Source organism: Streptomyces inhibens, from assembly GCF_022221585.1.
In the GTDB taxonomy this organism is placed as follows: Bacteria; Actinomycetota; Actinomycetes; order Streptomycetales; family Streptomycetaceae; genus Streptomyces; species Streptomyces inhibens.
The window spans coordinates 2,375,515-2,400,116 of sequence record NZ_CP084681.1 but is presented as its reverse complement, the minus strand read 5'-3'; the positions used below and the strand labels follow the sequence as shown (position 1 = coordinate 2,400,116).

Annotated in this window: 23 protein-coding genes and 1 pseudogene; 15 read left to right on the top strand and 9 right to left on the bottom strand. The window is 72.5% G+C overall.

The genetic code is table 11. From position 1 onward, the window contains the following. Positions 1 to 129: 129 nt before the first annotated feature. The 9 genes and pseudogenes from KI385_RS11170 (at position 130) to KI385_RS11130 (ending at position 8,759) form a co-directional block, all read left to right on the top strand. Entirely contained in the window at positions 130 to 1,011 is an 882-nt protein-coding gene (locus KI385_RS11170) for an amino acid ABC transporter permease (protein WP_238572037.1), read from the top strand. Next, complete coding sequence (locus KI385_RS11165; protein WP_238572036.1) at positions 1,008 to 2,930, top strand: FAD/NAD(P)-binding protein; 1,923 nt, start codon at positions 1,008 to 1,010, stop codon at positions 2,928 to 2,930. Before KI385_RS11170 ends, KI385_RS11165 begins: the two co-directional genes overlap by 4 nt. Then, on the top strand, positions 2,914 to 3,177 hold the full coding sequence (locus KI385_RS11160; RefSeq protein ID WP_238572035.1) for a hypothetical protein: 264 nt from the start codon (positions 2,914 to 2,916) through the stop codon (positions 3,175 to 3,177). Before KI385_RS11165 ends, KI385_RS11160 begins: the two co-directional genes overlap by 17 nt. A gap of 14 nt (positions 3,178 to 3,191) precedes the next feature. Continuing rightward, the gene (locus KI385_RS11155) at positions 3,192 to 3,944 is read left to right on the top strand and encodes an amino acid ABC transporter ATP-binding protein (RefSeq protein ID WP_238577653.1); all 753 of its coding nucleotides are present in this window, start codon (positions 3,192 to 3,194) and stop codon (positions 3,942 to 3,944) included. A 33-nt stretch (positions 3,945 to 3,977) separates the two neighbouring features. After that, positions 3,978 to 4,127: pseudogene (locus tag KI385_RS11150) on the top strand (F420-dependent methylene-tetrahydromethanopterin reductase); the annotation flags it as partial. Continuing rightward, complete coding sequence (locus tag KI385_RS11145; RefSeq protein ID WP_238572034.1) at positions 4,124 to 4,909, top strand: DUF1684 domain-containing protein; 786 nt, start codon at positions 4,124 to 4,126, stop codon at positions 4,907 to 4,909. The pseudogene KI385_RS11150 and the gene KI385_RS11145, both read left to right, overlap by 4 nt. Before the next feature lie 275 nt (positions 4,910 to 5,184). Continuing rightward, positions 5,185 to 6,084 carry a S1 family peptidase gene (locus tag KI385_RS11140; protein WP_238572033.1) on the top strand — a complete coding sequence of 300 codons (900 nt, stop codon included), beginning with the start codon at positions 5,185 to 5,187 and terminating at the stop codon, positions 6,082 to 6,084. Between the two features lie 190 nt (positions 6,085 to 6,274). After that, the gene (locus KI385_RS11135; RefSeq protein WP_238572032.1) at positions 6,275 to 7,240 is read left to right on the top strand and encodes a slipin family protein; all 966 of its coding nucleotides are present in this window, start codon (positions 6,275 to 6,277) and stop codon (positions 7,238 to 7,240) included. A gap of 442 nt (positions 7,241 to 7,682) precedes the next feature. Then, positions 7,683 to 8,759 carry a S1 family peptidase gene (locus KI385_RS11130; protein WP_238572031.1) on the top strand — a complete coding sequence of 359 codons (1,077 nt, stop codon included), beginning with the start codon at positions 7,683 to 7,685 and terminating at the stop codon, positions 8,757 to 8,759. A 106-nt stretch (positions 8,760 to 8,865) separates the two neighbouring features. On the opposite strand, the gene KI385_RS11125 is transcribed toward KI385_RS11130, so the two are convergent. From KI385_RS11125 to KI385_RS11115, 3 genes are all read right to left on the bottom strand, one after another. Continuing rightward, positions 8,866 to 9,702 (bottom strand): metallophosphoesterase family protein, encoded by an 837-nt coding sequence (locus tag KI385_RS11125; protein WP_238572030.1) that lies wholly within the window; start codon positions 9,700 to 9,702, stop codon positions 8,866 to 8,868. Between the two features lie 106 nt (positions 9,703 to 9,808). Next, positions 9,809 to 10,249 (bottom strand): subtilase-type protease inhibitor, encoded by a 441-nt coding sequence (locus KI385_RS11120; protein WP_238572029.1) that lies wholly within the window; start codon positions 10,247 to 10,249, stop codon positions 9,809 to 9,811. 432 nt (positions 10,250 to 10,681) lie between these two features. Next, positions 10,682 to 11,386 carry a TetR/AcrR family transcriptional regulator gene (locus KI385_RS11115; RefSeq protein ID WP_238572028.1) on the bottom strand — a complete coding sequence of 235 codons (705 nt, stop codon included), beginning with the start codon at positions 11,384 to 11,386 and terminating at the stop codon, positions 10,682 to 10,684. Positions 11,387 to 11,502: 116 nt separating this feature from the next. Between KI385_RS11115 and KI385_RS11110 the strand changes: the two genes are divergently transcribed. Then, a complete protein-coding gene (locus tag KI385_RS11110; RefSeq protein ID WP_238577652.1) occupies positions 11,503 to 12,273 on the top strand; it encodes an SDR family NAD(P)-dependent oxidoreductase in 771 nt (256 codons plus the stop codon). 71 nt (positions 12,274 to 12,344) lie between these two features. On the opposite strand, the gene KI385_RS11105 is transcribed toward KI385_RS11110, so the two are convergent. Together KI385_RS11105 and KI385_RS11100 are read right to left on the bottom strand one after the other, a co-directional pair. Next, complete coding sequence (locus KI385_RS11105; protein WP_238572027.1) at positions 12,345 to 12,668, bottom strand: nuclear transport factor 2 family protein; 324 nt, start codon at positions 12,666 to 12,668, stop codon at positions 12,345 to 12,347. Between the two features lie 116 nt (positions 12,669 to 12,784). Next, a complete protein-coding gene (locus tag KI385_RS11100) occupies positions 12,785 to 13,858 on the bottom strand; it encodes a DUF3533 domain-containing protein (RefSeq protein WP_238572026.1) in 1,074 nt (357 codons plus the stop codon). 222 nt (positions 13,859 to 14,080) lie between these two features. Between KI385_RS11100 and KI385_RS11095 the strand changes: the two genes are divergently transcribed. Both KI385_RS11095 and KI385_RS11090 read left to right on the top strand, forming a co-directional pair. Continuing rightward, the gene (locus KI385_RS11095; RefSeq protein WP_238572025.1) at positions 14,081 to 17,680 is read left to right on the top strand and encodes a DNA polymerase III subunit alpha; all 3,600 of its coding nucleotides are present in this window, start codon (positions 14,081 to 14,083) and stop codon (positions 17,678 to 17,680) included. Then, entirely contained in the window at positions 17,677 to 18,762 is a 1,086-nt protein-coding gene (locus KI385_RS11090) for a DNA polymerase Y family protein (protein ID WP_238572024.1), read from the top strand. Before KI385_RS11095 ends, KI385_RS11090 begins: the two co-directional genes overlap by 4 nt. Positions 18,763 to 18,855: 93 nt before the next feature. Here the strand turns inward: KI385_RS11090 and KI385_RS11085 are convergent, their stop codons facing one another. Beyond that, the gene (locus KI385_RS11085; RefSeq protein ID WP_128510636.1) at positions 18,856 to 19,512 is read right to left on the bottom strand and encodes a pyridoxamine 5'-phosphate oxidase family protein; all 657 of its coding nucleotides are present in this window, start codon (positions 19,510 to 19,512) and stop codon (positions 18,856 to 18,858) included. Between the two features lie 169 nt (positions 19,513 to 19,681). Then, positions 19,682 to 20,272, bottom strand: a complete 591-nt coding sequence (locus KI385_RS11080; RefSeq protein ID WP_238572023.1) for a DUF1707 SHOCT-like domain-containing protein — start codon at positions 20,270 to 20,272, stop codon at positions 19,682 to 19,684. Between the two features lie 314 nt (positions 20,273 to 20,586). Here KI385_RS11080 and KI385_RS11075 point away from each other — a divergent pair, with 314 nt between their 5' ends. Beyond that, positions 20,587 to 21,450 (top strand): esterase/lipase family protein, encoded by an 864-nt coding sequence (locus KI385_RS11075; protein ID WP_238572022.1) that lies wholly within the window; start codon positions 20,587 to 20,589, stop codon positions 21,448 to 21,450. A gap of 73 nt (positions 21,451 to 21,523) precedes the next feature. On the opposite strand, the gene KI385_RS11070 is transcribed toward KI385_RS11075, so the two are convergent. Then, positions 21,524 to 22,111 carry a TetR/AcrR family transcriptional regulator gene (locus KI385_RS11070; protein WP_238572021.1) on the bottom strand — a complete coding sequence of 196 codons (588 nt, stop codon included), beginning with the start codon at positions 22,109 to 22,111 and terminating at the stop codon, positions 21,524 to 21,526. 78 nt (positions 22,112 to 22,189) lie between these two features. Here KI385_RS11070 and KI385_RS11065 point away from each other — a divergent pair, with 78 nt between their 5' ends. Continuing rightward, entirely contained in the window at positions 22,190 to 22,672 is a 483-nt protein-coding gene (locus KI385_RS11065) for an SRPBCC family protein (protein ID WP_238572020.1), read from the top strand. Positions 22,673 to 22,678: 6 nt separating this feature from the next. Here the strand turns inward: KI385_RS11065 and KI385_RS11060 are convergent, their stop codons facing one another. Then, on the bottom strand, positions 22,679 to 23,977 hold the full coding sequence (locus tag KI385_RS11060) for an APC family permease (protein WP_238572019.1): 1,299 nt from the start codon (positions 23,975 to 23,977) through the stop codon (positions 22,679 to 22,681). Between the two features lie 80 nt (positions 23,978 to 24,057). Between KI385_RS11060 and KI385_RS11055 the strand changes: the two genes are divergently transcribed. Next, positions 24,058 to 24,525 (top strand): Lrp/AsnC family transcriptional regulator, encoded by a 468-nt coding sequence (locus tag KI385_RS11055; protein WP_238572018.1) that lies wholly within the window; start codon positions 24,058 to 24,060, stop codon positions 24,523 to 24,525. Positions 24,526 to 24,602: the final 77 nt, after the last annotated feature.

Genomic DNA, 24,602 nt, shown 5'->3' with positions numbered 1-24,602 from the left:
AGCGGGGCGAGTTCACCGCATAGCCTCAAGAACCGGTCGTGCTGAGGGGCGCGGCCCGTTCTGTCTTTTCCGCCTGTGTGAAGGCACGCGACTCCCGTGTTCGCTCTCTGCATCCACGGAGCCTTCGCCATGTCTTTGGTAGACCCACCTTCCGACACCCTCGAAGCCCCCGCCCGGCCTGCCGCGGCCCCGCCCGACGGCACCGGCGCCACCGTCCCGCGGATCGTGCCGCGGCGCCGCACCGGCCAGTGGGCGGCGGCCGCCGCCGTCCTCGTGCTGCTGGCGTCGGCCGTCCTCTCCGTCGTACGCAACGACGCCTTCCAGTGGGACGTGGTCGCCGACTACTTCCTGACCACCGCGGTGCTGCGCGGCCTGGGCCTCACCCTCTGGCTGACCGTGCTCGTCATGGTGCTGGGCTTTGCGCTGGGCACCCTGCTCGCGACGATGCGGCTGTCCGCCAACCCCGTGCTGCGCGGTGTCAGTTGGGGATACGTCTGGCTCTTCCGGTCGATGCCGATCCTGGTGCAGCTGCTGTTCTGGTTCAACATCGGGGCGCTGTACCCGACGATCCTCGGCATCAGGACCGTCCATCTGCTCGGTCCGGTCACCATCGCCATCATCGGCCTCACCCTGCACGAGGCCGCCTACGCCGCCGAGGTGGTCCGCGGCGGCATCCTCTCCGTCGACAAGGGCCAGCTGGAGGCCGCCCAGTCGCTGGGGCTGGGCGCCTGGCGACGGCTGCGCCGCATCGTGCTGCCGCAGGCGATGCGCTCCATCGTGCCGCCGGCCGGCAACATGCTGATCGGCACCCTCAAGGGCACCTCCATCGTCAGTGTCATCGCCGTCCAGGACCTGCTCTACTCCGTGCAGCTGGTCTACCACCGCACCTACCAGGTCATCCCGCTGCTGCTGGTCGCCACCATCTGGTACGTCGTGGTCACCTCGGTGCTCGGCGTCGGCCAGTTCTACGTCGAGCGGCACTACGCGCGCGGTACGGCCGGTGCCCGATGACGCCGCCCGCGCTGTCGTCCGTACGGCCGTCCGTCGTGATCGTGGGAGCCGGACCGCGGGGCACCGGACTGCTGGAGCGGATCGCCGCCAACGCCCCCGAGCTCTACGGCGATACCCCCCTCGACCTGCACCTCGTCGATCCGCATCCGCCCGGCGGCGGCCGCATCTGGCGCGCCGATCAGTCGCCCCTGCTGTGGATGAACTCCACGGCCGAGGACGTCACCATGTTCACCGACGAGAGCGTGGAGCTGGACGGTCCGGTGCGGCCCGGCCCCTCGCTCGCCGAGTGGGCCCGCGCGGTGCGGGCCGGCGAGATCGCCGTCGAACCCGGCCTGGCCGACGCGATCACGGAACTCGGGCCACGCGACTTCGCCGGCCGGCGGCTGCAGAGCGCCTATCTGAACTGGGTGTACGAGCGGTCGGTGGCCGCGCTGCCGCCGACCGTCGCCGTCCATGAGCACCGGCGCACCGCGGTACGGGTCTCGGGCTCCCGTGACGGCCGGCAGCAGGTATGGCTGGACGGCCGCCCCACCCCGCTCCTCGCCGACCTCGTCGTACTCGCCCTGGGTCATCTGGAGGCAGAACTTCCGCCGGAACAGCGGGAGTTGAGTGAGTTCGCGGCCTGCCACGGGCTGACGCATCTGCCCCCGGCGTTCACCGCAGACAGCGATCTGAGCGCACTGCGCCCCGGCGAGCCGGTGCTCGTCCGCGGCTTCGGGCTGGCCTTCATCGACCTGATGGTGCTGCTGACCGAGGGCCGCGGCGGTACCTACACGGCCGGTGCCGACGGGCAGCTGACCTACCGGCCCTCGGGGCGTGAGCCCGTCCTGCACGTCGGGTCGCGGCGCGGGGTCCCGTACCACTCCAAGATCGGCTACGAGCCGGCCGGCGAACGGCCGCCGCTGCCCCGCTTCTTCGGGCCCGAACAGGTCGATGCACTGCTCGCCCGGCCCGGGATCGACTTCCGGCGCGATGTCCGGCCGCTGATCGACAAGGAACTGGGCTTTGCCCACTACCACCGGCTGTTCACCGCCCACCCCGGGCGCACCCGTATGGACTGGCCGGACTTCGAGGAGAAGTACGCCGCCGCCGACCCCGCCGGCGCCGAGCTCCAGGCCCTGGTCAGCGCCGCGGTCCCGGACTCCGCCGACCGCCTCGACCTGGACGTCCTGGACCATCCGCTGGCAGGTGTGCGCTACCCCGACGGTGAGGCACTGCAAGAGGGCCTGCGCGGCTATATCGAGGCCGACCTCGCCCGCCGCCACGACCCCGAGCGCAGCCCCGACCTGGCGGTCTTCCTCGCGCTGCTGTCGGTCTACGGCCAGCTGGTGCGGATCGGCGACCGCGGCCCCTGGTGGCACGGCTTCTTCAGCTATCTCGCCTCCGGCCCGCCGGGGCCACGGCTACGCCAGCTCCTCGCGCTCTCCCGGGCCGGTGTGGTGCGCTTCCTGGGCGCCGACATCACCGTCACCGCGGATGAGCGGCGCGGGGTGTTCCGTGCCGAGAGCGCCAGTGTGCCGGGGGAGTTCGTCGAGGCCCGCGCGCTGGTGGAGGCGCGGCTGCCGGCGCCGACCGTCGAGCACACCCGGGACGCCCTGTTGCGCGCCCTGTACGCCGACGGGGCGGCGGCCACCCCCGCCGGACTGCTGGCGGTGGCTGCCGCCGACGCCCGGATCCTGGACCGGTCCGGCCGCCCGCACCCGCGCCGCTTCGCCCTCGGCCCGCACACCGACGCCCGCTCCGGCGGCGCCTTCGCCCGCCCTCGTACCGATGCCCCCGCCTTCCGGCAGAACGACGCCACCGCGCGGGCGCTGCTCACCTTCCTCCGGGAGCGGGCCGCCGCGCCCGTCCCCGTATCCGCCGCCTCCGTCCCCCGCACCGCACCCACCCCCGAGGACTCCCATGCCGCTGACCGGTGATCCCCCTGTCGAACAGGCCGCTCCCCAACGGGCCGCTCCCCAACGGGCCGCTCCCGGACGGGCCGGACCACCGCCGGCCGACGACCCGGCGGCCCTGAAGGCCGTTCCCGTACGCCGTCCCTGGCGCTGGGCCCGGGTCGTGCCCCTGCTGAGGGTGGCCACCGCCTGGTACATCCCGCTGGCCACCGTGCTCTCCGTCCTCCAGCACTACGTGGACCGTCACTTCTCCGAGGGAGCCACCCGATGAGCACGCAGGGCGCGATGGTCGAGGTCCGCTCGGTCCACAAGAGCTTCGGCTCGCTGGAGGTCCTGAAGGGGGTGGACCTGGCGGTCCGGACCGGCGAGGTCGCCGTCGTCCTCGGCCCGTCCGGCTCCGGCAAGTCCACCCTGCTGCGCACCATCAACCACCTGGAGAAGGTCGACGGCGGCTCGGTGAGCGTGGACGGCGTGCTGGTGGGCTACAAGCAGTCCGGCAACAGGCTCTACGAGCTGCGCGAACGCGAGATCCTCAAGCAGCGCACGGAGATCGGCTTCGTCTTCCAGAGCTTCAACCTCTTCCCGCATCTGACCGTGCTGGACAACCTCACCGAGGCCCCCGTCTCCGCGCTCGGCCGCCCGAAGAAGGGCGCCGTCGAGTCGGCGCGCGCCCTGCTGGCGCGGGTCGGACTCGCGGACAAGGCGGAGGCCTATCCCCGGCAGCTCTCCGGCGGCCAGCAGCAGCGGGTCGCCATCGCCCGGGCGCTCGCCCTGGAACCCAAGCTGCTGCTCTTCGACGAGCCGACCTCCGCCCTCGACCCGGAGCTGGTCGGCGAAGTCCTCGATGTCATCAAGGACTTGGCGCACCAGGGCACCACCATGATCGTCGTCACCCATGAGATCGGCTTCGCCCGCGAGGTCGCCGACACCGTCGTCTTCATGGACGGCGGCCGGATCGTCGAACAGGGCCCGCCCGGCGAGGTCCTCGACCACCCGCGCCATGAGCGCACCAAGTCCTTTCTCTCCAAGGTCCTTTGAGGGAGGTGGTCGGCAGGCCCGCGTCGATCGGACCCCGGTGGTCTCGACCCGTTCGTCGACCGTGTCGTACCGCTCCTCCAGGAGCGCGGCGTGTACCGCACGGAATACACCGGCACGACCCGGCGCTCCCACTTGGGGCTGACGGAGCCCGCACACCCCGTAGGGAAGGGTTCACGGTCATGAGCACCCACGCACTCCAGGAGTGGCAGGACTGGCGCGACCGGCGCGTCGCCGGCGTCTCCCAGCCGTACGGCCCGCTCGCCCTGGCCGGCACCCACTGGCTGGCCGACCGTCCCGACGGCCGTATCGAGGGGCTGCCGGGCATCTGGACCGAGGAGGGCGACGCGGTCGTGCTGCGGGCGGACGCCGACGAGGGGCTCACCGTCGACGGCAGGCCGGCGGCGGGCGCGTTCCGGCTCGGCCAGGACGCCGGCCCCGAAGCCGTCCGGGTGGCACACGGCGAGCGGCATCTGCTCGTACTGCGCCGCGAGGGCCTCTGGGCGGTGCGCGACTACGATCCCGCCGCCCCGGCCCGCCGCGGGTTCGCCGGTATCGACGTCTTCGACCACGACGAGCGCTGGGTGCGGCCCGGCCTGTTCCGGCCGTACGCACAGGGCCGCACGGTCCAGGTGCCCAACGCCGACGGACAGCGGCGCGGTCTCGGCCTCGCCGGTGAACTCGCCTTCGCCTTCGAGGGGGACGAGCACACCCTCCAGGTCGCGGTCGAGGGCGACGGCTCCCTGTGGGCCGTGCTCGCCGACGCCACCAGCGGCACCGACAGCTACCGCTTCCGCTTCCTGCGGACGCCCGCGCCCGCCGAAGACGGCACCGTCACCGTCGACTTCAACCGCACCCTGCTGCCGCCGTGCGCGTTCGCCGACCACTTCCTCTGCCCCTTCCCGCCGCCCGGCAACACCCTGCCCATCGCCCTGCGGGCGGGCGAGCGGAACCGCATCGTCCACTGATCCGTCCAAGTCGCCGACCGAGGGGGTCAGCACCGCCCCGGCAGCCGTCAACCAGGCTGCCGGGGCGGAGTGTTGGGGCTCCAGCCGTGCAACAACCGTGTGTCCCGCACAAGACATTCGTGTGGGCCTCTTGCGCTGCGGGGGTGGTGCGCCCGAAACTCCGCTCAGCGCTTGTCAGGGGCACGTCGAAATGAACGTGCGGATTCTGGTGTGCCCTTTGGCTGCGCCTCACCGGGCTGCCCACAGGCGGCTCCCCGATCCCCTCGGAGGAATCAGTGAGGAACGAGCGCACCACCCCCCGCAGCGGCGTAGCGAGACGCACCCGGCTGATCGCCGTGGCGTCCGGACTGATGGCCATCGGCGCCATCGCCGTCCCGACCGCCAACGCCCAGGACCCCGCACCCGTCACGACGTTCAGCGCCTCCCAGCTCTCCGCCGCCGGCAACGCGGTACGTGCCGCGGATGTCGCCGGCACCGCCTGGCGGGTCGACAGCACGACCCACACCCTGGTCGTCACCGCCGACCGCACGGTCTCCCGGGCCGAGATCGCCAAGATCAAACAGGCCGCGGGCACCAACGCCGACGCGGTCCGCATCGAGCGCACCGCGGGCACCTTCCGCAAGTTCATCTCCGGCGGCGACCCGATCTACGCACCCAGCTGGCGCTGCTCGCTGGGCTTCAACGTCCGCAGCGGCAGCACCTATTACTTCCTGACGGCCGGTCACTGCACCGACGGCAACCCGCCCTGGAGCACCAGCTCCGGCGCCTCCATCGGCAGCACGGTGAGCAGCAGCTTCCCCGGCAACGACTACGGCATCGTCAAGTACACCGGCTCGGTCACCCACCCGGGCACCGTCGGCAGCCAGGACATCACCAGCGCCGCCACCCCGTCCGTGGGCCAGTCGGTCACCCGCCGTGGCTCCACCACCGGCACCCACAGCGGCAAGGTCACCGCCCTGAACGCCACCGTCAACTACGGCGGCGGCGACATCGTCTCCGGACTCATCCAGACCACCGTCTGCGCCGAGCCCGGCGACAGCGGCGGCCCGCTCTACTCGGGGACCACGGCGCTCGGCCTCACCTCCGGCGGCAGCGGCGACTGCACCTCCGGCGGCACCACGTTCTTCCAGCCGGTCACCGAGGCGCTCAGCGCGTACGGCGTGAGCGTCTACTGACGCCGGCCGGCTGATACCCGCACCTCGCACGCACCGGTATCCGTACACCGCACCACACAAGGGCCCCCGTCCGCCGGCGGACGGGGGCCCGGCCCCGTGCCCGCCGCGAGCCTCGACCGGCCTCCGGGCCGGGCATACCATGGAATCACGCCCGATTCGGACGGCAAACGGCACACATCAGGGGGCCGTGATGGTCGAAGAACTGGTGACGGCCGGGGTGGGCCTGGCATGCGCCGGTGCGGTGTATTTCATGGCGGCGGCGCGCGTGGTCAAGCAGTACGAACGCGGTGTGGTGCTCCGGCTGGGGAAGCTGGCGTCCGCGGTGCGGGGACCGGGCTTCACCATGATCATTCCGGGCATCGACCGGATGCGTAAGGTCAATATGCAGATCGTGACGATGCCGGTGCCCGCCCAGGAAGGCATCACACGTGACAATGTCACGGTCCGCGTCGACGCGGTGGTCTATTTCAAGGTCGTGGATGCCGCCGACGCGGTCGTCCGGGTCGAGGACTACCGCTTCGCGGTCTCGCAGATGGCCCAGACCTCACTGCGGTCGATCATCGGCAAGAGCGAACTGGACGATCTGCTCTCCAATCGGGAGAAACTCAACCAGGGGCTGGAGCTGATGATGGACAGCCCGGCCATCGGCTGGGGGGTGACCGTCGACCGGGTGGAGATCAAGGACGTCTCGCTGCCGGAGACGATGAAGCGATCGATGGCCCGCCAGGCCGAGGCCACCCGCGACCGGCGCGCCCGCGTGATCAACGCCGACGCCGAGCTGCAGGCCTCCAAGAAGCTGGCCGAGGCCGCCGCGGCGATGTCCGACCAGCCGGCGGCGCTGCAACTGCGGCTGCTGCAGACCGTGGTGGCGGTCGCCGCGGAGAAGAACTCCACCCTCGTCCTGCCCTTCCCCGTGGAGCTGCTGCGATTCCTGGAGCGCTCCGGGCTACAGGCCCAGGCGCAGACCGCCCAGGCCGAGGCGGAGGCGGAACGGGAGCGCGTACAGCCGCCGGCCGGTTCGACCGCCCCGGAGGCATCGCCTACGCCCGAGGTACCGGGTGCGCCCGAGGTGCCGCGTACCCCCGTCGAGAGTGGTGACGGCATGGGGCCGCTGCCGCAGCTGGAGGAGCTCCCGGAGGCGGAGAACCTGCCTTAGCGCCGGCCCGTCGGCGCCCGCGCCCGGCGCGTCCGCCGCGCCCGACCGATCGTCGTACACGCCCTTGAGCGGGGCGGTGTACGGCGATCTCCGCTGTGCGGGGGCCGGCCCTCGACCGGTGTGATCCGGCCAGCTATGGTCCTCACACGGTGCCGGCCGCCGAGCGCCTCGCATGCCCGCTGATGTCCGCACTCAGGAGCGGCGTGCGCGGATATCGGTGTGTCCATCGTGTGGTGAAAGGGTGAACTCCCGTATGTAAGACCGGAACTCGGTCTTGTGCACGAGTGAGACGGATGGGAATACTCGGCTCCGCACGTTGGCATGGACGCGACTCCCCGAGGCGCTGCTCCGCGGGGCGGAGCCGTTCGTGTCCCGATTCTCACTCTCCGGGCCCGTGCAACTCCCCACGGTTCGGGCCCATCCCCCCACGGGAGGCTCTGAGTTGAAGCACCGACGCATACCCAAGCGGCGCGCCGTGATGGCAGGCGCGGGAGCGCTTGCGCTCGCCGCCACCGCCACCGTCACCCTCGCCAACGCCAATGCGGCCCCGGCCCCGGCCGCCACCCCCACGGTGGCCAAGCTGACCTCCGCCGCGGCGAGCACCCTGGCGTCCCAGCTCAAGACCGGTACGGCCGGCGCGTTCTACGACGCCAAGGCCAAGAAGCTGGTGGTCAACGTCGTCAGTGAGGCGGCGGCCAAGGTCGTACGGGCGAAGGGGGCGGAGGCCAGACTCGTCAAGCACACGCTGGCCCAGCTCGACGCGGCCCGGCAGACGCTGAAGTCGAAGGCGACCATCCCCGGCACGGCCTGGGGCGTGGACCCGCAGAGCAACAAGGTCGTGGTGACCGCCGACCGCACGGTCAAGGGCGCCAAGCTGGACCGGCTCACCAAGGTCGCCAAGAGCCTCGGTGACAAGGTGGAGGTCCGCCACAGCAAGGGTGAGTTCAAACCCTTCATCGGCGGCGGCGACGCGATCTGGGGGAGCGGTGCCCGCTGCTCGCTCGGCTTCAACGTCGTCAAGGACGGTCAGCCGTACTTCCTGACGGCCGGCCACTGCGGCAACGCCGTCAAGAGCTGGTCCGACCAGCAGGGCGGCTCGGAGATCGCCACCACCGAGGACTCGAAGTTCCCCGGCGACGACTACTCCATCGCCAAGTACACCGGTGACACCGCGCACCCGAGCGAGGTCGACCTCTACAACGGCAGCACGCAGAAGATCACCAAGGCCGCGGAAGCCACCGTCGGCGAGAAGGTGCAGCGCAGCGGCAGTACCACCCAGGTGCACGACGGCACCGTCAAGGCGCTCAACGCCAGTGTCAACTACCAGGAGGGCACCGTCGACGGTCTGATCCAGACCGACGTCTGCGCCGAGCCCGGCGACAGCGGTGGCGCGCTCTTCGACGGCGAGAGCGCACTCGGCCTCACCTCCGGCGGCAGCGGCGACTGCTCCGGCGGCGGCGAAACCTTCTTCCAGCCGGTACCGGAGGCCCTGGAGGCCTACGGCGCGCAGATCGGCTGAACCGGCACGGCACACCGCGCCGACCCACGCGGCGCACATGGCACAGAGCACGGCACCGGCCCCCGGACCCGCACCACGTCCGGGGACCGGCGCCGTCCCGCGGCGCTCAGTCCGCCGTCCGCCCCTCAGCTGCCCGCCCCTGCGCCGCGCGTCCGTCGCCGGGCCCGAAAGCGGCCAGCGCCTCCTCGGCCGAATGCCGGGCCCGTACATACGTATCCGCCCATGCGGCCGCCGAGGGATAGCGCGATTCCCGGGCAATACGGGCGCAGGCGGTGTCGTAGTCGAACGGAGTGTGCCGCAGGGTGACCGCCCCGCCGCCGGGCCCCAGCAGCGCCCAGTGCGCACCCGGTCTGCCGTACGGCATGCCGACGCTGCCCGGGTTGACCACCAGCCGCCCGTGGGTGAACCGCACATACGGCATATGGGTGTGCCCACACACCACGGTCCGTACCGCATCGGGCACCTCCTTCAGTACCTCGGCCCAGCGCTCGGGCCGGGAGTCGACGAGCACCATCTCCTCGTCGTCGCGCGGAGTGGCGTGACAGAAGAGGACCGGCCCCAGCCCGGCCACCTCCAGCGTCGCGGTGGCGGGCAGTGACCGCAGGAAGTCCAGGTCGTCCGGGCGGAGTTGGTCCGCCGCCCAGAGGCCGACCGGATCCGCCGGATCGTCCTCCTTCCCCGTCCGCAGGGCCGCCATCTCGCGGTCGGCGTTCCCGCTGATCCACACGGCGCGGTCGCCGAGGCCGCGCAGCAGGTCCAGGGTCTGGCGGGGGAGCGGCCCGGCGAGCAGATCGCCGGTGAGCACGATGCGGCCGGCGGCGCGTACGTCCGGCTCGGCGAGCACCGCCTCCAGCGCGGGCAGCACACCATGGATGTCGGAGAGCACGGCAACGCCGGTCCCTTCCGTCGGGCCTTGCGGCCGCGCCGAGTTGAGGTCAGCCATGCGCCGAGCCTAAGGGCTGTCCGATGGGTCATGGCCGGGCCCGCGCGCCGAACGCGGCGGTCCCCGGGCACCGCCGTCCGGTGCCCGGGGACCTCGACCGGTCCGGTCAGAACTCGAAGACCGAGCCGCTGCCGTCGGTCATGGCGCAGGAGTTGGCGAAGGTATACGTGTACGACACCCGCTTGCCCTGCCATACGCCGTCCGCGGTGACCAGGACGGGGTCCCACTCCTTGGTGCACAGTCGCTCCGACGCGGCTTCGGTCACCGCGTTGAAGTCACCTGCCACCGACCGCAGTTGGGCGCAGGCGGCTCTCGGTGTCGGGTGGCTGCCGGTCGCCACCGGTGTACAGCTGAGCGTCACCGCGCGCTCTACCGTGGCGGTCTCGCGGCTGGTGCCCTGGCCGACCGTCAGCACCAGTTCCGTCGGGGCGTAGAGCCCACCGCTGCGCGCGGGCTGCGCCGGTGCGGCGGTGGCCTGTGCGGTGGTGGCCAGCGTGCCCAGAACCAGCGCCGCGCCGAACGCGACCGCCCCAGTGATGTATCGCATGACGAACACTCCCTTGCTCGAAGGTGCAGATACCGGACGGGAGTCTGGCCCAACCGCACCCCGAAAGCATCCCGGGTGCGCACGCGGCGATCGCTTTGAGTCGTTAGATGAAAGCTGAGCGTAATGGCGCGAACGTTTCGGGGATGTTACGGGGGAGTTGTGAATAAATGGTGCGCAGCCAGCGGGGATGCCGTGTCGGTCATGCTTCCGGCAAAGGCCGCACGGACCCGGAAGGGAGGGATCCGGCCGCCGACCGGCCGTTCGGGCGGGTTTCGATCTCCGGCGATTGGCCGAAGAGGGGGGCCGGAGGAACCCTCCGCGCCGCCGGGGGTTCCCGCGGAGGTAAGAACCCCGACTCCCGCCGTCCTACCGGACCTCTCGCGTCGCCTTACCGGGCTCCTCGCGTCGCCTTACCGGGCTCCTCGCGTCGCCCTACCGGGCCTTCTCGCGCCGGCCGTTCGGCCCGTTCGGCCCGTCCAGCTCGGGCAGCCCCCGGGTCAGCGCCCGCATGCCCCGCACCACCAGCTCGGCCGGCCCCTGTGGCCCGTCCGCCGGCCCGTCCCCTGCCGCCCACTCCTCCACCGCGACCCGCATCGCGGTGTTCGCGGCGGCCGCGGCCAGCCGTACTTCCAGCGAGCCGGCGCCGGTCAGTCGCGACAGGACCGGCATCAGTGCCTCCTCGGAGTCGTGGTGCACCCGATGCCAGACCGCCCGCAGCGCCGGATCGCCCGGCATCACCCGCAGTAGCCCGCGGGTCCGGCGCAGCGCCTCCGCGGCCGGCTCGTCGGCGGGGGTCAGCGCCCGGCGGGCCGCCCGCTCCAGCGCCTCGCGTACGGGAGGTGCGTCCGGCCCGGCCGGCGGGGTGGCCAGATCGTCGATCCACTGCCGCACCCCGACGGCGAGCAGCGGCGCCACCGCGTCCTCCTTGGTGCGGAAGTAGCGGTAGAAGGTGCGCAGTGCGACCCCCGAGGCGCGTGCGATCTCGTCCGCGGTGACCGCGGCGCCGCGCTCCGCGAACAGCGCCGCCGCGGTGCGGGCGATCTCCAGCTGGGTCTCGGCCTTGCGCCGCTCGGTGAGCGAGGGGCGGGAGGGACGGGAGGCGTGGGAGGGCGGTGCGGTGCGGGGCTCGGGGGGCATGGGATCAGCTTACGGAGCGCGACGACAGATCGGCATGTCATGTGAGAGTGGCACATCGTGCCACTCGGGCGTACCGTGCATACGCACCTCGAGAATGGAGCAGCACCATGAACCGCTTGAACCGCTTCGACGGCCGCCGCGTACTGATCACCGGCGCCGGTTCGGGCATCGGACAGGCCACCGTCCACCGCATCCTCGCCGAGGGCGGCCGGGTGGTGGCGGCGGACATCGACGCCGCGGGCCTGCGGCTCACCGCCGAGCGCGCCGCCGCGGACGGGGCCGCCGGCCGGCTGGAGACCGCGGTGCTGGACATAGCCGACGAGGCGGCGGTGCGCTCCGGCGTGGCCGCCGCGGTGGCCGGCCTCGGCGGCCTGGACGTCCTGGTCAACGCGGCCGGCATCCTGCGCTCCGCGCACACCCACGAGACCGGCCTGGACCTCTTCAACAAGATCATCACGATCAATCTGACCGGCACCTTCCTGATGATCCGTGAGTCGCTGCCCGCCCTCCTGGAGGGCGAGGCGCCGGTCGTGGTCAACTTCAGCTCCACCTCCGCCTCGTTCGCGCACCCGTACATGTCGGCGTACGCGGCGAGCAAGGGCGGCATCCAGTCCATGACGCACGCCATCGCCGCCGAGTACAGCAAGCGGGGGCTGCGCGCGGTGTGTGTGGCGCCGGGCTCCATCGCCAGCGGGATGACCAGCGGCCGCGGCCCGGGCCTGCCCGAGGACGCCGACATGACCTTGTTCGGCAAGCTCGCCCCGGCCATCGGTGAGGGCTTCGCGGGCCCCGAGACCGTCGCCGGTGTCATCGCGATGCTCGCCTCGCAGGACGGTGCGTTCATCACCGGCACGGAGATCCGGATCGACGGCGGAACGCATATGTGAGCCGTGGCAGGCGTGTCGGTCAGGCCCAGGTGGGGGCGTGTTCGGTCGGACCCGGGTGGGGCCGGGGGCCGTCAGGCCTGCGCGGTCTCGAAGCGGCTCACCTTGCCGTCCTCGATCGTGAACTGCCAGTGCGTACGCATCTCCTCCCAGGTGTCATTGCGGTAGTTCGCCACGAGGGACAGCCCCCCGTCCGTCTCCGACTGCACATCCATGTGCCCGCGCGTGGCGAAGATCTCCCGCTCGCACCACTCCCGCAGGTCCCGGTCGGACCCGTCGTCGGACATCGTCGCGCCGGGCGCGAGAGCGGCGAAGAACGCCTGCTCGTCGTGGCCGTTGATGGCGGTGACCAGGTCACGCACCGCGGGGTGGGACAGTCGGTCGGCGGGGATGGTCATGATGCTGCTCCTGAGTCTGGTCGCCGTCGCCCCCTGGTGGTGCAGCGTGTTTTCCACGGGGTGCGAGCGGCTACGCGCCCCGGGGCCGCTTTCCATCCGTTCGGAGCGGGACGGGCTCAGCCCGGCAGCCGCTCGCCCTCCTTCCGGCCGCCCTCCGCCCCGTTGCCCTCCTCCTTCTTGCGGAAGACCGAAAGGACGAGGGTGATCAAGGTGCCGCCCACCGCCCAGGCGGAGAGCACCAGCAGCGGTCCGGTGATCGCGTTGCCGCGGAAGTAGGCGAGGGAGCGCGCCGTCCAGGTGCCCGCGCCCGGGGGGAGGGCGGGGCCGATCGCGCGCCAGAACGGGGGGAGCAGGGGGTAGGGGTAGGCACCGCCCGCGCTCGGGTTGCCCAGGATGACGATCAGCAGGATCGCCAGGCCGATGCCGATGATGCCCAGCAGGGCCTGGCAGGCCAGGGTGGTGGCGCCCACCGCGAAGACGACCAGGGCGCCGAGGCCCCACAGTCCGAAGAACGAGCCGGGCAGCGCACCGAGGACCGGGCCGACGACGATCGCGCCGGCCAGCCCTGCGGCGATCGCGTACAGGGCGAGCGCGGCCAGCCGGATGACCGCCCGGTGCCCGTTGGGGGGGCGCGCCCCGGCGCTGATCGCGAGGATCGCCGCGCACAGATAGCCGCCGACGCACCAGCCGACCACCAGGTAGAAGGAGGACAGGCTGCGGCTGTCGCCCGGGTTGGCCGGGGTCACATCTCCCGTGCGTACGGTGCGGTGCTGCGACTTCTCCGCCGCGCGGACGACCAGTTCGACCGCCTGGGAGAGCGAGGCGCCGCCGCCGCCGGCGACCAGCAGCCGGTCGGTGCTGCCGCGCGGGTCGACGATCAGTGCGCCGGCGATCTCCCGGTCCGCGATCCGACGCAGCGCCTCGCGTTCGGAGGCCACCGCCCGGGCGTCCAGGGGGGAGCCGGGCAGCCGGTCCAGTTTCCCCACCAGCTGCCGGCTGACCTGCGCCGGGGCGACCACGCCGAACGGTACGTCGGTCGGCCTGGGGTGGTGGAAGGCGCCGGTGTACGACGTGATGAACGCGATCATCAGGCCCAGTACACCGAGCACCAGCAGCGTGGCGTGGGGCGTCACCGCGCTTTTGACCTCCCCGAGGAAGGTGGTGCGCGTGCCGTCGTCCGTCGTGGCCATGCGCCGCTCCTCGCCACACTTTCGGCTGCCGGTATGGGGCTTTTGCACGCCTATCTTTCGGTAGGTGGGAGGGGTGTGCCGGGCAGGTGGGGCTGATCGGTGGATGGCGGGGGTCGGCCCCGGCGTGTTGTTCGTACGAATGTTCGATGAGCGGTTATGGTGGAGGGGAGGAACGAGGGACACAAGGTCAGTCGGGGGGCGGATGAGGCGCAGGAGGTGCGGATGCCCGGGTTCACGCATCTGCACACCGCTTCGGGGTACTCCCTGCGCTACGGCGCCTCCCACCCGGAGCGGCTCGCCGAGCGCGCCGCCGAACGCGGGATGGACGCCCTCGCACTGACCGACCGGGACGGGCTCTCCGGAGCCGTACGGTTCGCCAAGGCCGCCGCCGAGGCCGGCATCCGCCCGCTGTTCGGCGCCGAACTGGCCGTGGCGGAGCGGGAGTCGGGACCCGCGGCCGGCTCAGTCACCGTGCGCCGCCGCACCCCGGTGCGCGGCGGTGCCTTCCTCGACGAGTCCGCCGCCCGCGCCGTCTTCCTGGCCCGCGACGGAGCGGCCGGCTGGGCGGCCCTGTGCCGGCTGGTCTCGGCCGCCCACACAGGCCGGGGCGAACAGCCCGTCCTCCCGTGGAGCGCCCTGGAATCCCTCACGGACGGACTGACCGTGCTGCTCGGCCCGGACTCCGAGGTCGGCCGGGCACTGGCCGCCGGCCGCCCGGACCGCGCCGCTCGGATCGTCGCCCCCTGGCGCGAGCTGTACGGCGAGGCGCTGCGCCTGGAGGTCGTCGACCACGGGCGGCTCGGCGGCGGCCCCGGCTCCCCGCGGCTGGCCGCCCGCACCCTCGGCTTCGCCGTCGAACAGGGCATCCGCGCCGTCCTGACCAACGCGGTCCGCTACGCCGACCCCGGCCAGGGCCCGGTCGCCGACGTCCTGGACTCCGCCCGCCGCCTGGTGCCGGTGGACCGGCACCGCCCCGAGGCCCGGGACGGCGGCGAGCGCTGGCTCAAGGACACCGCCACGATGAGCCGCACCGCCGGGCGGATCGCCGAGGCGGCCGGATTCCGGCGCGGCCTGGCGCACCAGCTTCTCGCCATGACCGAGGAGACCGCGGGCGAGTGCCTGGTCGACCCTCAGGACGACATCGGGCTCGGCCGGATCCACTTCCCCGAGCCGCGGCTGGTCGGCGCCGGACACCGCACCGCCGCCCGGGTGCTGCGCTCGCGCTGCGCCGCCGGGATGGTGCTGCGCGGCTACGACCGCGACCGCGTGCGCTGGGAGCGGCTGCACGAGGAGCTGCGGACGATCGAACGGCTCGGCTACCCCTCGTACTTCCTGACGGTTGCCCAGGTCGTCGACGACATACGGGAGCGCGGCATCCGGGTCGCGGCCCGCGGGTCCGGCGCCGGGTCCCTGGTCAACCACCTCCTGGGCATCGCACACGCCGACCCGGTCGAGCACGGGCTGCTGATGGAGCGCTTCCTGTCCGAGCGGCGGGCGGCGCTGCCGGACATCGACATCGATGTGGAGTCCGCGCGCCGGCTGGAGGTCTACCGCGCGATCTTCGACCGCTTCGGCGCTGAGCGGGTCGCGACGGTCTCGATGCCCGAGACCTATCGCGTACGGCACGCCGTACGGGACGTGGGTGCCGCCCTGGGCATGGACCCGGCAGAGGTGGACCGGCTCGCCAAGGCCTTCCCGCACATCCGCGCCCGCGACGCGCGGGCGGCGCTGGCCGAACTCCCGGAGCTCCGCGGGGTACGGGAGGCCGGCAGCGAGCGGCTGTGGCAGCTGGTCGAGGCGCTGGACGCCCTGCCGCGCGGTATCGCCATGCACCCCTGCGGCGTGCTGCTCTCCGACGCCACCCTGCTGGACCGTACGCCCACCGTGCCCACCAGCGGCGAGGTCCCCCATAGCCTTAAGGGCATGGGAGGTGCCCCCATCGCCATGTCCCAGTTCGACAAGGAGGACGTGGAGGACCTCGGGCTGCTCAAGCTCGATGTGCTGGGTGTGCGGATGCAGTCCGCGATGGCGCATACGGTCGCCGAGATCGGCCGGGCCACGGGGCACCGGATCGATCTCGACGACCCCGCACAGGTGCCGCCGGGAGACCCCGCCACCTACGACCTGATCCGCTCGACCGAGACGCTCGGCTGCTTCCAGATCGAATCGCCGGGCCAGCGCGACCTGGTCGGACGGTTGCAGCCGGCCACCTTCCACGACCTGGTCGTCGACATCTCCCTCTTCCGGCCGGGACCGGTCGCCGCCGACATGGTGCGGCCCTTCATCGAGGCCCGGCACGGCCGCAAGGCGGTCCGCTATCCGCACCCCGACCTGGAGGAACCGCTGCGCGAGACCTATGGGGTGGTGGTGTTCCACGAGCAGATCATCGAGCTGCTGCGGATCATGACGGGCTGTGCACGGGACGAGGCGGACGAGAAGCGGCGCGCGCTGTCGCATCCGGAGCTGCAGGGCAGGGTGCGCGTCTGGTTCGCGCAGCACGCCGAGCGGCGCGGTTACCCGTCCGAAGTGATCGCGCGCACCTGGGAGATCGTCGAGGCCTTCGGCTCGTACGGCTTCTGCAAGGCGCATGCGGTGGCCTTCGCGGTGCCCACCTACCAGTCCGCCTGGCTCAAGGCGCACCACCCCGCGGCCTTCTACGCCGGACTGCTCACCCACGACCCCGGGATGTACCCGAAGCGGCTGCTGCTCGCGGATGCGCGGCGGCGCGGGGTGCCGGTGCTGCCGTTGGACGTGAACCGGTCGGCGGTCACTCACCGGATCGAACTGGTGTCCGGTTCTGGTGGCTCGGGCGACGTCTGGGGGCTGCGGCTCGCACTCTCCGATGTGCACGGCATGAGCGAGGCCGAGGCGCGGCGGATCGAGGCCGGGCGGCCCTACCGCTCGCTCCAGGACCTGTGGCAGCGGGCCAGGCTGTCCCGCCCGGTGGCCGAACGCCTCGCCCGGGTGGGCGCGTTGGACTCCTTCGGCGCCAACCGGCGCGACCTGCTGCTGCACATCGCCGAGCTGCAGCACCACCAACGGAGCGCCTCCGGCGGACAGCTGGTGCTGCATACGGAGCAGGAGACGATGGCCGATGTGGTCGAGCCGGTGGGGCTGCCCGATCTCAGCGAGGTCGAACGGCTCAGCGCCGAGCTGGGCGTCCTCGGCATGGACGCCTCCCGCCATCTGATGGCCGATCACCAGGAGTTCCTCGCGGAGCTGGGCGCGCTGCCGGCCCGGCTGCTGCGCAATGCCAGGCACGGCGAGACGGTGCTGGTCGCCGGGGCCAAGGCGGCCACCCAGACACCGCCGATCCGCTCCGGCCGCCGGGTCATCTTCACCACCCTCGACGACAGCACGGGGCTGGTCGACTGCGCTTTCTTCGATGACAGCCATGCGGCCTGCGCACACACCGTCTTCCATTCCTGGCTGCTGCTGGTGCGCGGCACGGTCCAGCGGCGCGGTCCGCGCAGCCTCAGTGTGGTCGGCGCCGCCGCCTGGAACCTCGCCGAGCTGGCCGAACTACGCCGCGAGGGCGGCCTGGAGGCGGTCGTTGCCCGTCTCGCGGCGGGGCGGGACAAAGGGGCGGATGCGGCGGACGAGGTGCCCGATGCGGAGCCCGGGAAGGACGGGGACCGGGATCGGGGCGGGGGCAGGGACCGGGACGGGGGCCGGGAGCCCGAGCCGGTCGGTGCCCCCGGCCGCACCATCCGGCTGGAGACCGGGTACGAGCTGCACCCGTGGGCCGACCTCCAGCCCCCGGGCGAACGCGCCGCCACCGGCCGTAAGTTGTGGCACTCCAGCCCGGGGAGCGCGGGATGACCCCCGGTGCGGAGCCCCGCGGTGCCGCGCGGCCGCCGGGCATGCTCCATGTACGGTTCCGGGCCGCCGGCGACACTCCCGTGAGCGCCGGGGAGTTCGAGCAACTGCTGCGGCTGCTCGCGCAGTTCACGCCGATGATCGAGGCGCTGCCGCCGGACGCCGCGCTGGCGGACGTACGCGGTGCGCTGCGCTACTTCGACCGGGACGCCGCGGGCATCGCCGAACTGGTGCGGCTGCGCGCGCTGGCCTGGCACGGCGTACGGTGCACGATCGGGATCGCCGCCAACCCGCTGCTCGCCCGGATGGCGGCCCAAGAGGCGGCACCCGGAGAGATCCGGGTCGTCCCCGATGACGCCGAAGCCGTCACCGCGTTCCTCGACCGCCGGCCGGCCTCGGCGCTGTACGGCGTCGGCCCGGCGACCGCGCGCGCCCTGTGTGCGTACGGACTCGACAGCGTCGGCCGGATCGCCGCCGCACCGCCCGCGACCCTGCAGCGGATCCTCGGCGCGAGGACGGGCCGGGTCGTATACGAGCGGGCCCACGGCATCGACCCGACGCCGGTGACACCCAACGCCGCCGCCCGCTCGATGGGCGCGGAACACCGCTTCGCCCACGACGAGTTGGATCCGGCCAGGCGCCGCCGGGCGCTGCTCTCGCTCGCCGACGGCCTCGGGGCCCGGATGCGCGCGAGCGGGCAGGTGGCCCGCGCGCTCACCCTCACCGTCCGCTACGCCGACCGCTCCACGACCACCCGCACCCGGCGGCTGGACGGTCCGACCGCACACGGGCCCGCGCTGACCGAGGCGGCCTATGCGCTGCATGCCGCGCTCGGGCTGCAGCGCGCGCGGGTACGGTCCGTGGCGCTGCGCGCGGAGGATCTGTGCCGCGCCGAACTCGCCGCGCGCCAGCTGACCTTCGACCCCGCCGACGAGAAGGCGCACCGCATCGAGGCGGCCATCGACCGGGCCAGGGCACGCTTCGGGACCGGGGTCCTCGGGCCCGCGGCGACGCTCGGCGGAGCCGGCCCCACGCCCCTGCCTCCGGGCACGAAGCCATCAGGCCCCGGGGCCGGGCGGCCGTAGCACCCCGGCCGGCGGGCTGTTGCGCTCAGGCCGGCGGACCCTTGCGCATCGGCCGGGCGCGCCCTTGTGCGCCGGCCGGCCCGCCTCGGAGCCTCAGCCGTAGAGCCGCTCCGCATACCCCGGCCCGTAGTGCTCCTCCAGCTCCTCCAGAGACCTGTCCTGGGCCTCCAGGCTCTTGACGATCCGGGCCCGCGAGGGCAGCGCCTCCGGCTGCCAGGTCTCCGGCTTCCACAGATCCGAGCGCAGAAAGGCCTTGGAGCAGTGGTAGTAGACCTCCTCGACCTCCACCAGCAGCGCCAGCCGCGGACGGTTGCCCTTGACGATCAGTTCGTCGAAGAACGGGGCATCGCGCAGCACCCGCGCGCGCCCGTTGATGCGCAGGGTGTCGCCGCGCCCCGGAAGGACGTAGTTCAGCCCGACATGCGGATTGCCGAGGATGTTCAGCAAGCCGTCCAGGCGCTTGTTGCCGGGGCGGTCCGGGATCACCAGGGTGGTGTCGTCCAGGACGTGGGTGAAGCCCGCGGGGTCGCCCTTGGGGGAGACATCGCACCGGCCCTGCGCGTCCGCGGTGGCTATCAGGCAGAACGGGGAGCGCGCCAGCCACTGGCGGTCGAGCTCCTGCAGCCGGTGGCGGGTCTTGTTCGCGGCATGGGAGCTGGGCTCACCGATCAGCTCACGCAGCTCCGCCTCCGACGCAATCTCCTCGATCCCCGTCAGATCTACGGGCCGATCCGTCCGCGCCGTCTCCATGAGTGTCTCCCCTCACGCCACTTCCCTGGTCAAGGCGTTACCGACTGTACGGGACGGGAGCGACAATCGGCCCGGCCGTGACGTAGGGGGCATGGCGTGCGGCTTATCGGGAGAGGCGCCCCCCGATCAGTGGGCCGACCTGAGGCGCCCGGCCGGCCTGCTCGCTTCGTCACGGCCGCGGTACGTTCCCCATCGGCCTGCTCTTGGTGACGACGGCGCCGAACATGGCGAGACCCCTGATGACGATGCGCGGTGCGCCCGGCCTTCCGCGCCGGGCGCCGCGCTTCCCGAACAGGCCGAACAGGCCGAGGCCCTTGACATCGACCTCGACGTCGTCGGGAACGACGATCTCGGTGCCGCCCCACAGGGCGACGGCGAGGAACCGGGTCTCCTGGCCGGTGAAGCGGGCCTCGCTCAGATCGATTCGGCCGCCGCCGAACATCGACCAGGCGGTGAACTTGGGCGGGACGATCCACCGGCCCTCGCGCGCGAACCCGCCGAACAGGCCCAACGCGAAGCGGGAGGTGGGCTGACGGTCCACCACGAGTGCGCCCCTGCTGGCGGTTTCGGGGAGGCCGCGGTTCGCGATCTCCAGCTCGGCGCGGGTCTTGGCCTGGTAGACCTCGGTGAGCCGCTGGTCCAGCTCGGCCAGCTCGATCCGCCCCTCGGCGAGGGCCTCCCGCACCCGCTCGGCCGCGCGGTCGCGCTCGTCGTCGGAGGCCAGCAGCTTCTGCTGGGAGCGCCCGGAATGCTCGGTCATGCGTCCGATTCTCACATGCCCCGATTCCCTGTCGGTGATCAGTGAGCGCCTAACGCTGCCCCCTCCTGAGGTCGTTGAGGCTGATGCGGTCCGGCAGGCTCCCGTCCGCGGCGCGAGCACGATTCGGGCGCCGAGCACCCCGGACGTCCGGTGAGGGTTGTGTGTCGCTTCCTTCACCGTCACACCGCTGGTCCACACTGCTTACCCGGCCGTAACTTACTTGCCAGTCAACTGCATTGGCCCTTGCGATCCGGATCGCAGGTGAACGGCTCACCGAGCACTTCGGAGTCCCCTCACCCCGCAAGGAGCATCGTATGAAGCTGCGCTGGTCACGAACGCTCACCCTCCTCCCCGCCCTCGCCCTGGCCTTCGGTGTCACCACCGCACCGGCCTTCGCCGACGCCTCCGCCGACGCCTCCACCGTCAGCAGCGGCTGGAACAACTACTCCTGCAAGCCCTCCGCCGCACATCCGCGGCCGGTGGTCCTGGTGCACGGCACCCTCGGCAACTCCGTGGACAACTGGCTCGGCCTCGCGCCCTACTTGGTGGCCCGCGGGTACTGCGTCTTCTCCCTGGACTACGGCCAGCTGCCCGGCGTCCCGTTCTTCCACGGGCTGGGTGCGGTCGATGCGTCCGCCCGGCAGCTCGCCACGTACGTCGACCGGGTGCTGGCCGCCACCGGGACGCACAAGGCCGATCTCGTCGGGCACTCGCAGGGCGGCATGATGCCGCGGGTGTACCTGAAGTACTACGGCGGCGCGGACAAGGTGAACGCGCTGATCGGGCTGGCCCCCGACAATCACGGCACCGACCTGGACGGCCTGACCCGCCTGCTGGACCACTTCCCCGGTGCCAAGGAATACCTCGGCAAGCTGACCCCGGGGCTGACCGACCAGATCGTCGGCTCCGACGTGCTCAACCGCCTCAACCAGGGCGGCGACACCGTCCCCGGAGTGCATTACACCGTGATCGCCACCAAGTACGACGAGGTGGTCACGCCCTACCGGAGCGGGTTCCTCGACGGCCCCGACGTGCGCAACGTCCTGCTCCAGGACCTCTGTCCGGCCGACCTCGCCGAACATCTGGCCATCGGGCTCGCCGACCGCGTCGCCTTCCACGAGACGGCCAACGCCCTCGACCCGGCCCACGCCACCCCGACCACCTGCGCCGCGGGCTGACCGGGAGCCGGCCCGGCCCCGCCGTGCCGGCGGGGGCCGGGCCACGCTCGGTGCCGGAGGGGATCCGCGGCCGTCAGCCGCCGGCCAGCAGGGCGTCCGTGCACTGCTCGGCCAGGTCCTCGGCGTGTGCGGGCAGCGTCGATCCGGCGCGCAGATGGCGGCGTACCAGCGACAGCGGGAGGTCGATGACGGCGAGCGACACCCGCTCCAGACCCTGACTGCCGTGCACCCCCAGCGCACCCGCGAGCGCCGCCACGGATGCCCGTACCCGCATGTTCCCCTCGTCGGCGCGGCGCAGATGCTCGTCCGACCAGCCGTCCCGCCCGAAGTCATGCGCCCCGTACAGGAGCAGCGCGGCCTCCTGCGGGTGCGCCCGGCTCCACTCGACGATGTGCCGGGCGGCCGCCCGGCCCCCGGCGCGTGGGTCGTTCGAGGACTCCAGCGCCTCGAAGTAGCCCTCCTGGAAACCCTCGACGGTACGCAGCCACACCTCGGCGAGCAGCGCCGAGCGGCCGGCGAACCGGTGGTAGAGCGAGCCGCTGGGCGCGCCGGCGGCCGCCGCGACCGCGGACATGGTGACGCCCGAGGGTCCGGACTCGGCCGCCAGCCGTACGGCGGCGTCGAGGAGCTGTGCGGTGTCGAAACGGGGTGGCCTGGCCATGTTCTAGAGGGTACTCTCCACTATATTGGAGAGGCGCCTCTAGAACGAGGTGCGTACAGGTACGGAAAGGGCTGCGCGATGGGTGTCTACAACGTGCACGAGAGGGTGCTGCCGGTGCCGGGGGCCGAGGCCGGCCTGCTGATCGACGGCCTCTCCGGCGATGCCGACCGGCTCTGGCCGCGCCCCGACTGGCCCCCGATGCTGTTCGACGGCCCGCTGGCCCCGGGGGCGTCCGGCGGCCACGGCCCGGTCCGCTACACCGTCGCCGCATACGTACCGGGCCAATGGGTGCGCTTCACCTTCAGAGGGCCGCGCGGCTTCCACGGCTTCCACGAATACACCGTCCACCCGCTCGGCCCGGACCGCACGCTGCTGCGCCACACCCTCGCCATGCACGCCCGCGGCCCGGCCCGGCTCAGCTGGCCGCTGGCCTTCCGGCACCTTCACGACGCGGCCCTGGAGGACAGCCTGGACCGCGCCGAACACGCCTGTACGGGCACCGTCGCCCGACCCGCCCGCTGGAGCCGCTACGTCCGGCTGCTGCGCCGCCTCACCAGGTGAGCCGCCTCAGCGGATGACCCCCCGGTGCACCGCCCGCCGCAGCGTCAGAAAGCAGAACGCGGCGCACGCGAGAGCCACCGGGATCACCAGCAGCCGGCCGGAGAAGGCGAGCACCGCCACCGTCAGCAGCGCGCTTGCGCACGCGCCGCACCACAGGGGAGTGCGGCGTGGCAGCAGCATCAGCGCGGCGGCCAGGCCGGCGAGGGTCACCGCCGCCAGGCAGGTGGCGGTGGCCCTCATCAGAAGATCCAGATCGACGCCACCGAACCCGGCCGCCCCGCCCAGCAGTACGGCCGCCCCGCCCAGCACCGCGAGCGAACGCCGCGGCACCTCACCCGGCGCGCCGCCCTTGGCCATCCACCGCGGCGCCGCCCCGTCCCGGCCGAGCGCCGCACCGAGCCGGGAGGCCCCGGCCAGATACGAGTTGACCGCCCCGAAGGTGAGGAAGAGCGCCGCCGCGGCGGCCACCGGCCGGGCGGCCGCGCCCACGCTGTGGGCCAGCAGTTCGGTCAGCGGGGTCTCGGTGTCGGCCGCGGCCGGCCCCAGCGCCCCGATCGTGGTCACCGCGAGCCCCAGATAGAGCACGGTGACGACGGCGAGCGTACGGCGCGTCACTCGTGGCAGATCCCGCGCCGGATCGGCGAATTCGCCCGACAGGTGGCTGGCCGCCTCCCACCCGGCGAACGCGAAGAACAGCACCGAGGCCGCCGAGCCGACCGAGGACCAGCCGCCGGGCAGGAACGGGGTGAAATGGCCGGCCGACACATGGGGAGCGGCGGCCAGTACCGCGCACAGCAGCACCGCCGCCAGCAGTCCGCCGAGCAGCAGCTGCACCCGGCCCGACATCCGCAGCCCCACCGCGTTGGAGACCAGCGACCCCGCCAGCACCACCCCGGCGACGCCGGCCGCGCCGATGTCCCCCCAACCGGCCGCTTCGGCCACGTACTTCCCGCCGATCCAGGCCGCCGAGACCACGCCGATCGGCACCGCCCCGTAGAACCACCACCCCACCACGGCCGCGGCCCGCGGACCGATCGCCCGGTGCACATACGTGGCCACGCCCCCGCCGTCGGGGAAGCGCGCGCCGAGCGCCGCGAACGCGGCGGCCACCGGCACACACATGGCCAGCAGCACCACCCAGGCCAGGATCGAGGCGGGGCCGGCCGCGGCGGCGGCCAGCGACGGCAGGGTCAGGACGCCGGGGCCGAGCACCGCGCCGGCGCACAGCGCGGTGCCCCCGCCGATGCCCAGCCGTCGTACATCCGGCCGTTCAGAAGCGGGAAGGGAGGTCTGTTGTACGGTCACAGTCGCAGAAGGTAACCGTACAAGTGATCAATGTGGGCTCTCGCCGAATGAAATTCGGTGCGTACGTCACCATGGTGCTCATGGACGACATTGATTCGGCGATTGTCCGCGAACTGCAGCGCGATGCACGGCAGACCAATCGGGAACTGGCCCGCCTGCTCAACATCGCGCCCTCCACCTGCCTGGAGCGGGTCCGCGCGCTGCGCGCCCGCGGCGTGATCACCGGCTACCGGGCCACGGTGGATCTGCGCGCCCTCAACCGCCCCGTACAGGCGCTGCTCACGATCCGCATCCGCCCCATGAACCGCGAGGTCATCGAGCGGTTCAAGGCGTTCTTGACGTCACTGCCGGAGGTGCTCAACGTCTATGTCGTCGCGGGCGGCGACGACTTCCTCGTCCATGTCGCCGTCCCGGACGTCGACCGGCTGCACGCCCTCCTCATGGACCAGGTCTTCAAGCGCCGCGAGGTCGTCGACTGCCGCAGCTCGGTCATCTACCAGCATGTCGCCAACGACATCGTCGAGGCGCTGCCGCCGAACGGCGCATAACGCCGCGAGCCGCCCCCTTGCACGGGGAGACGCCGCCCCCTGCGCCCAGGAAGGGGACGGCGTCGCTTCCCCGGACG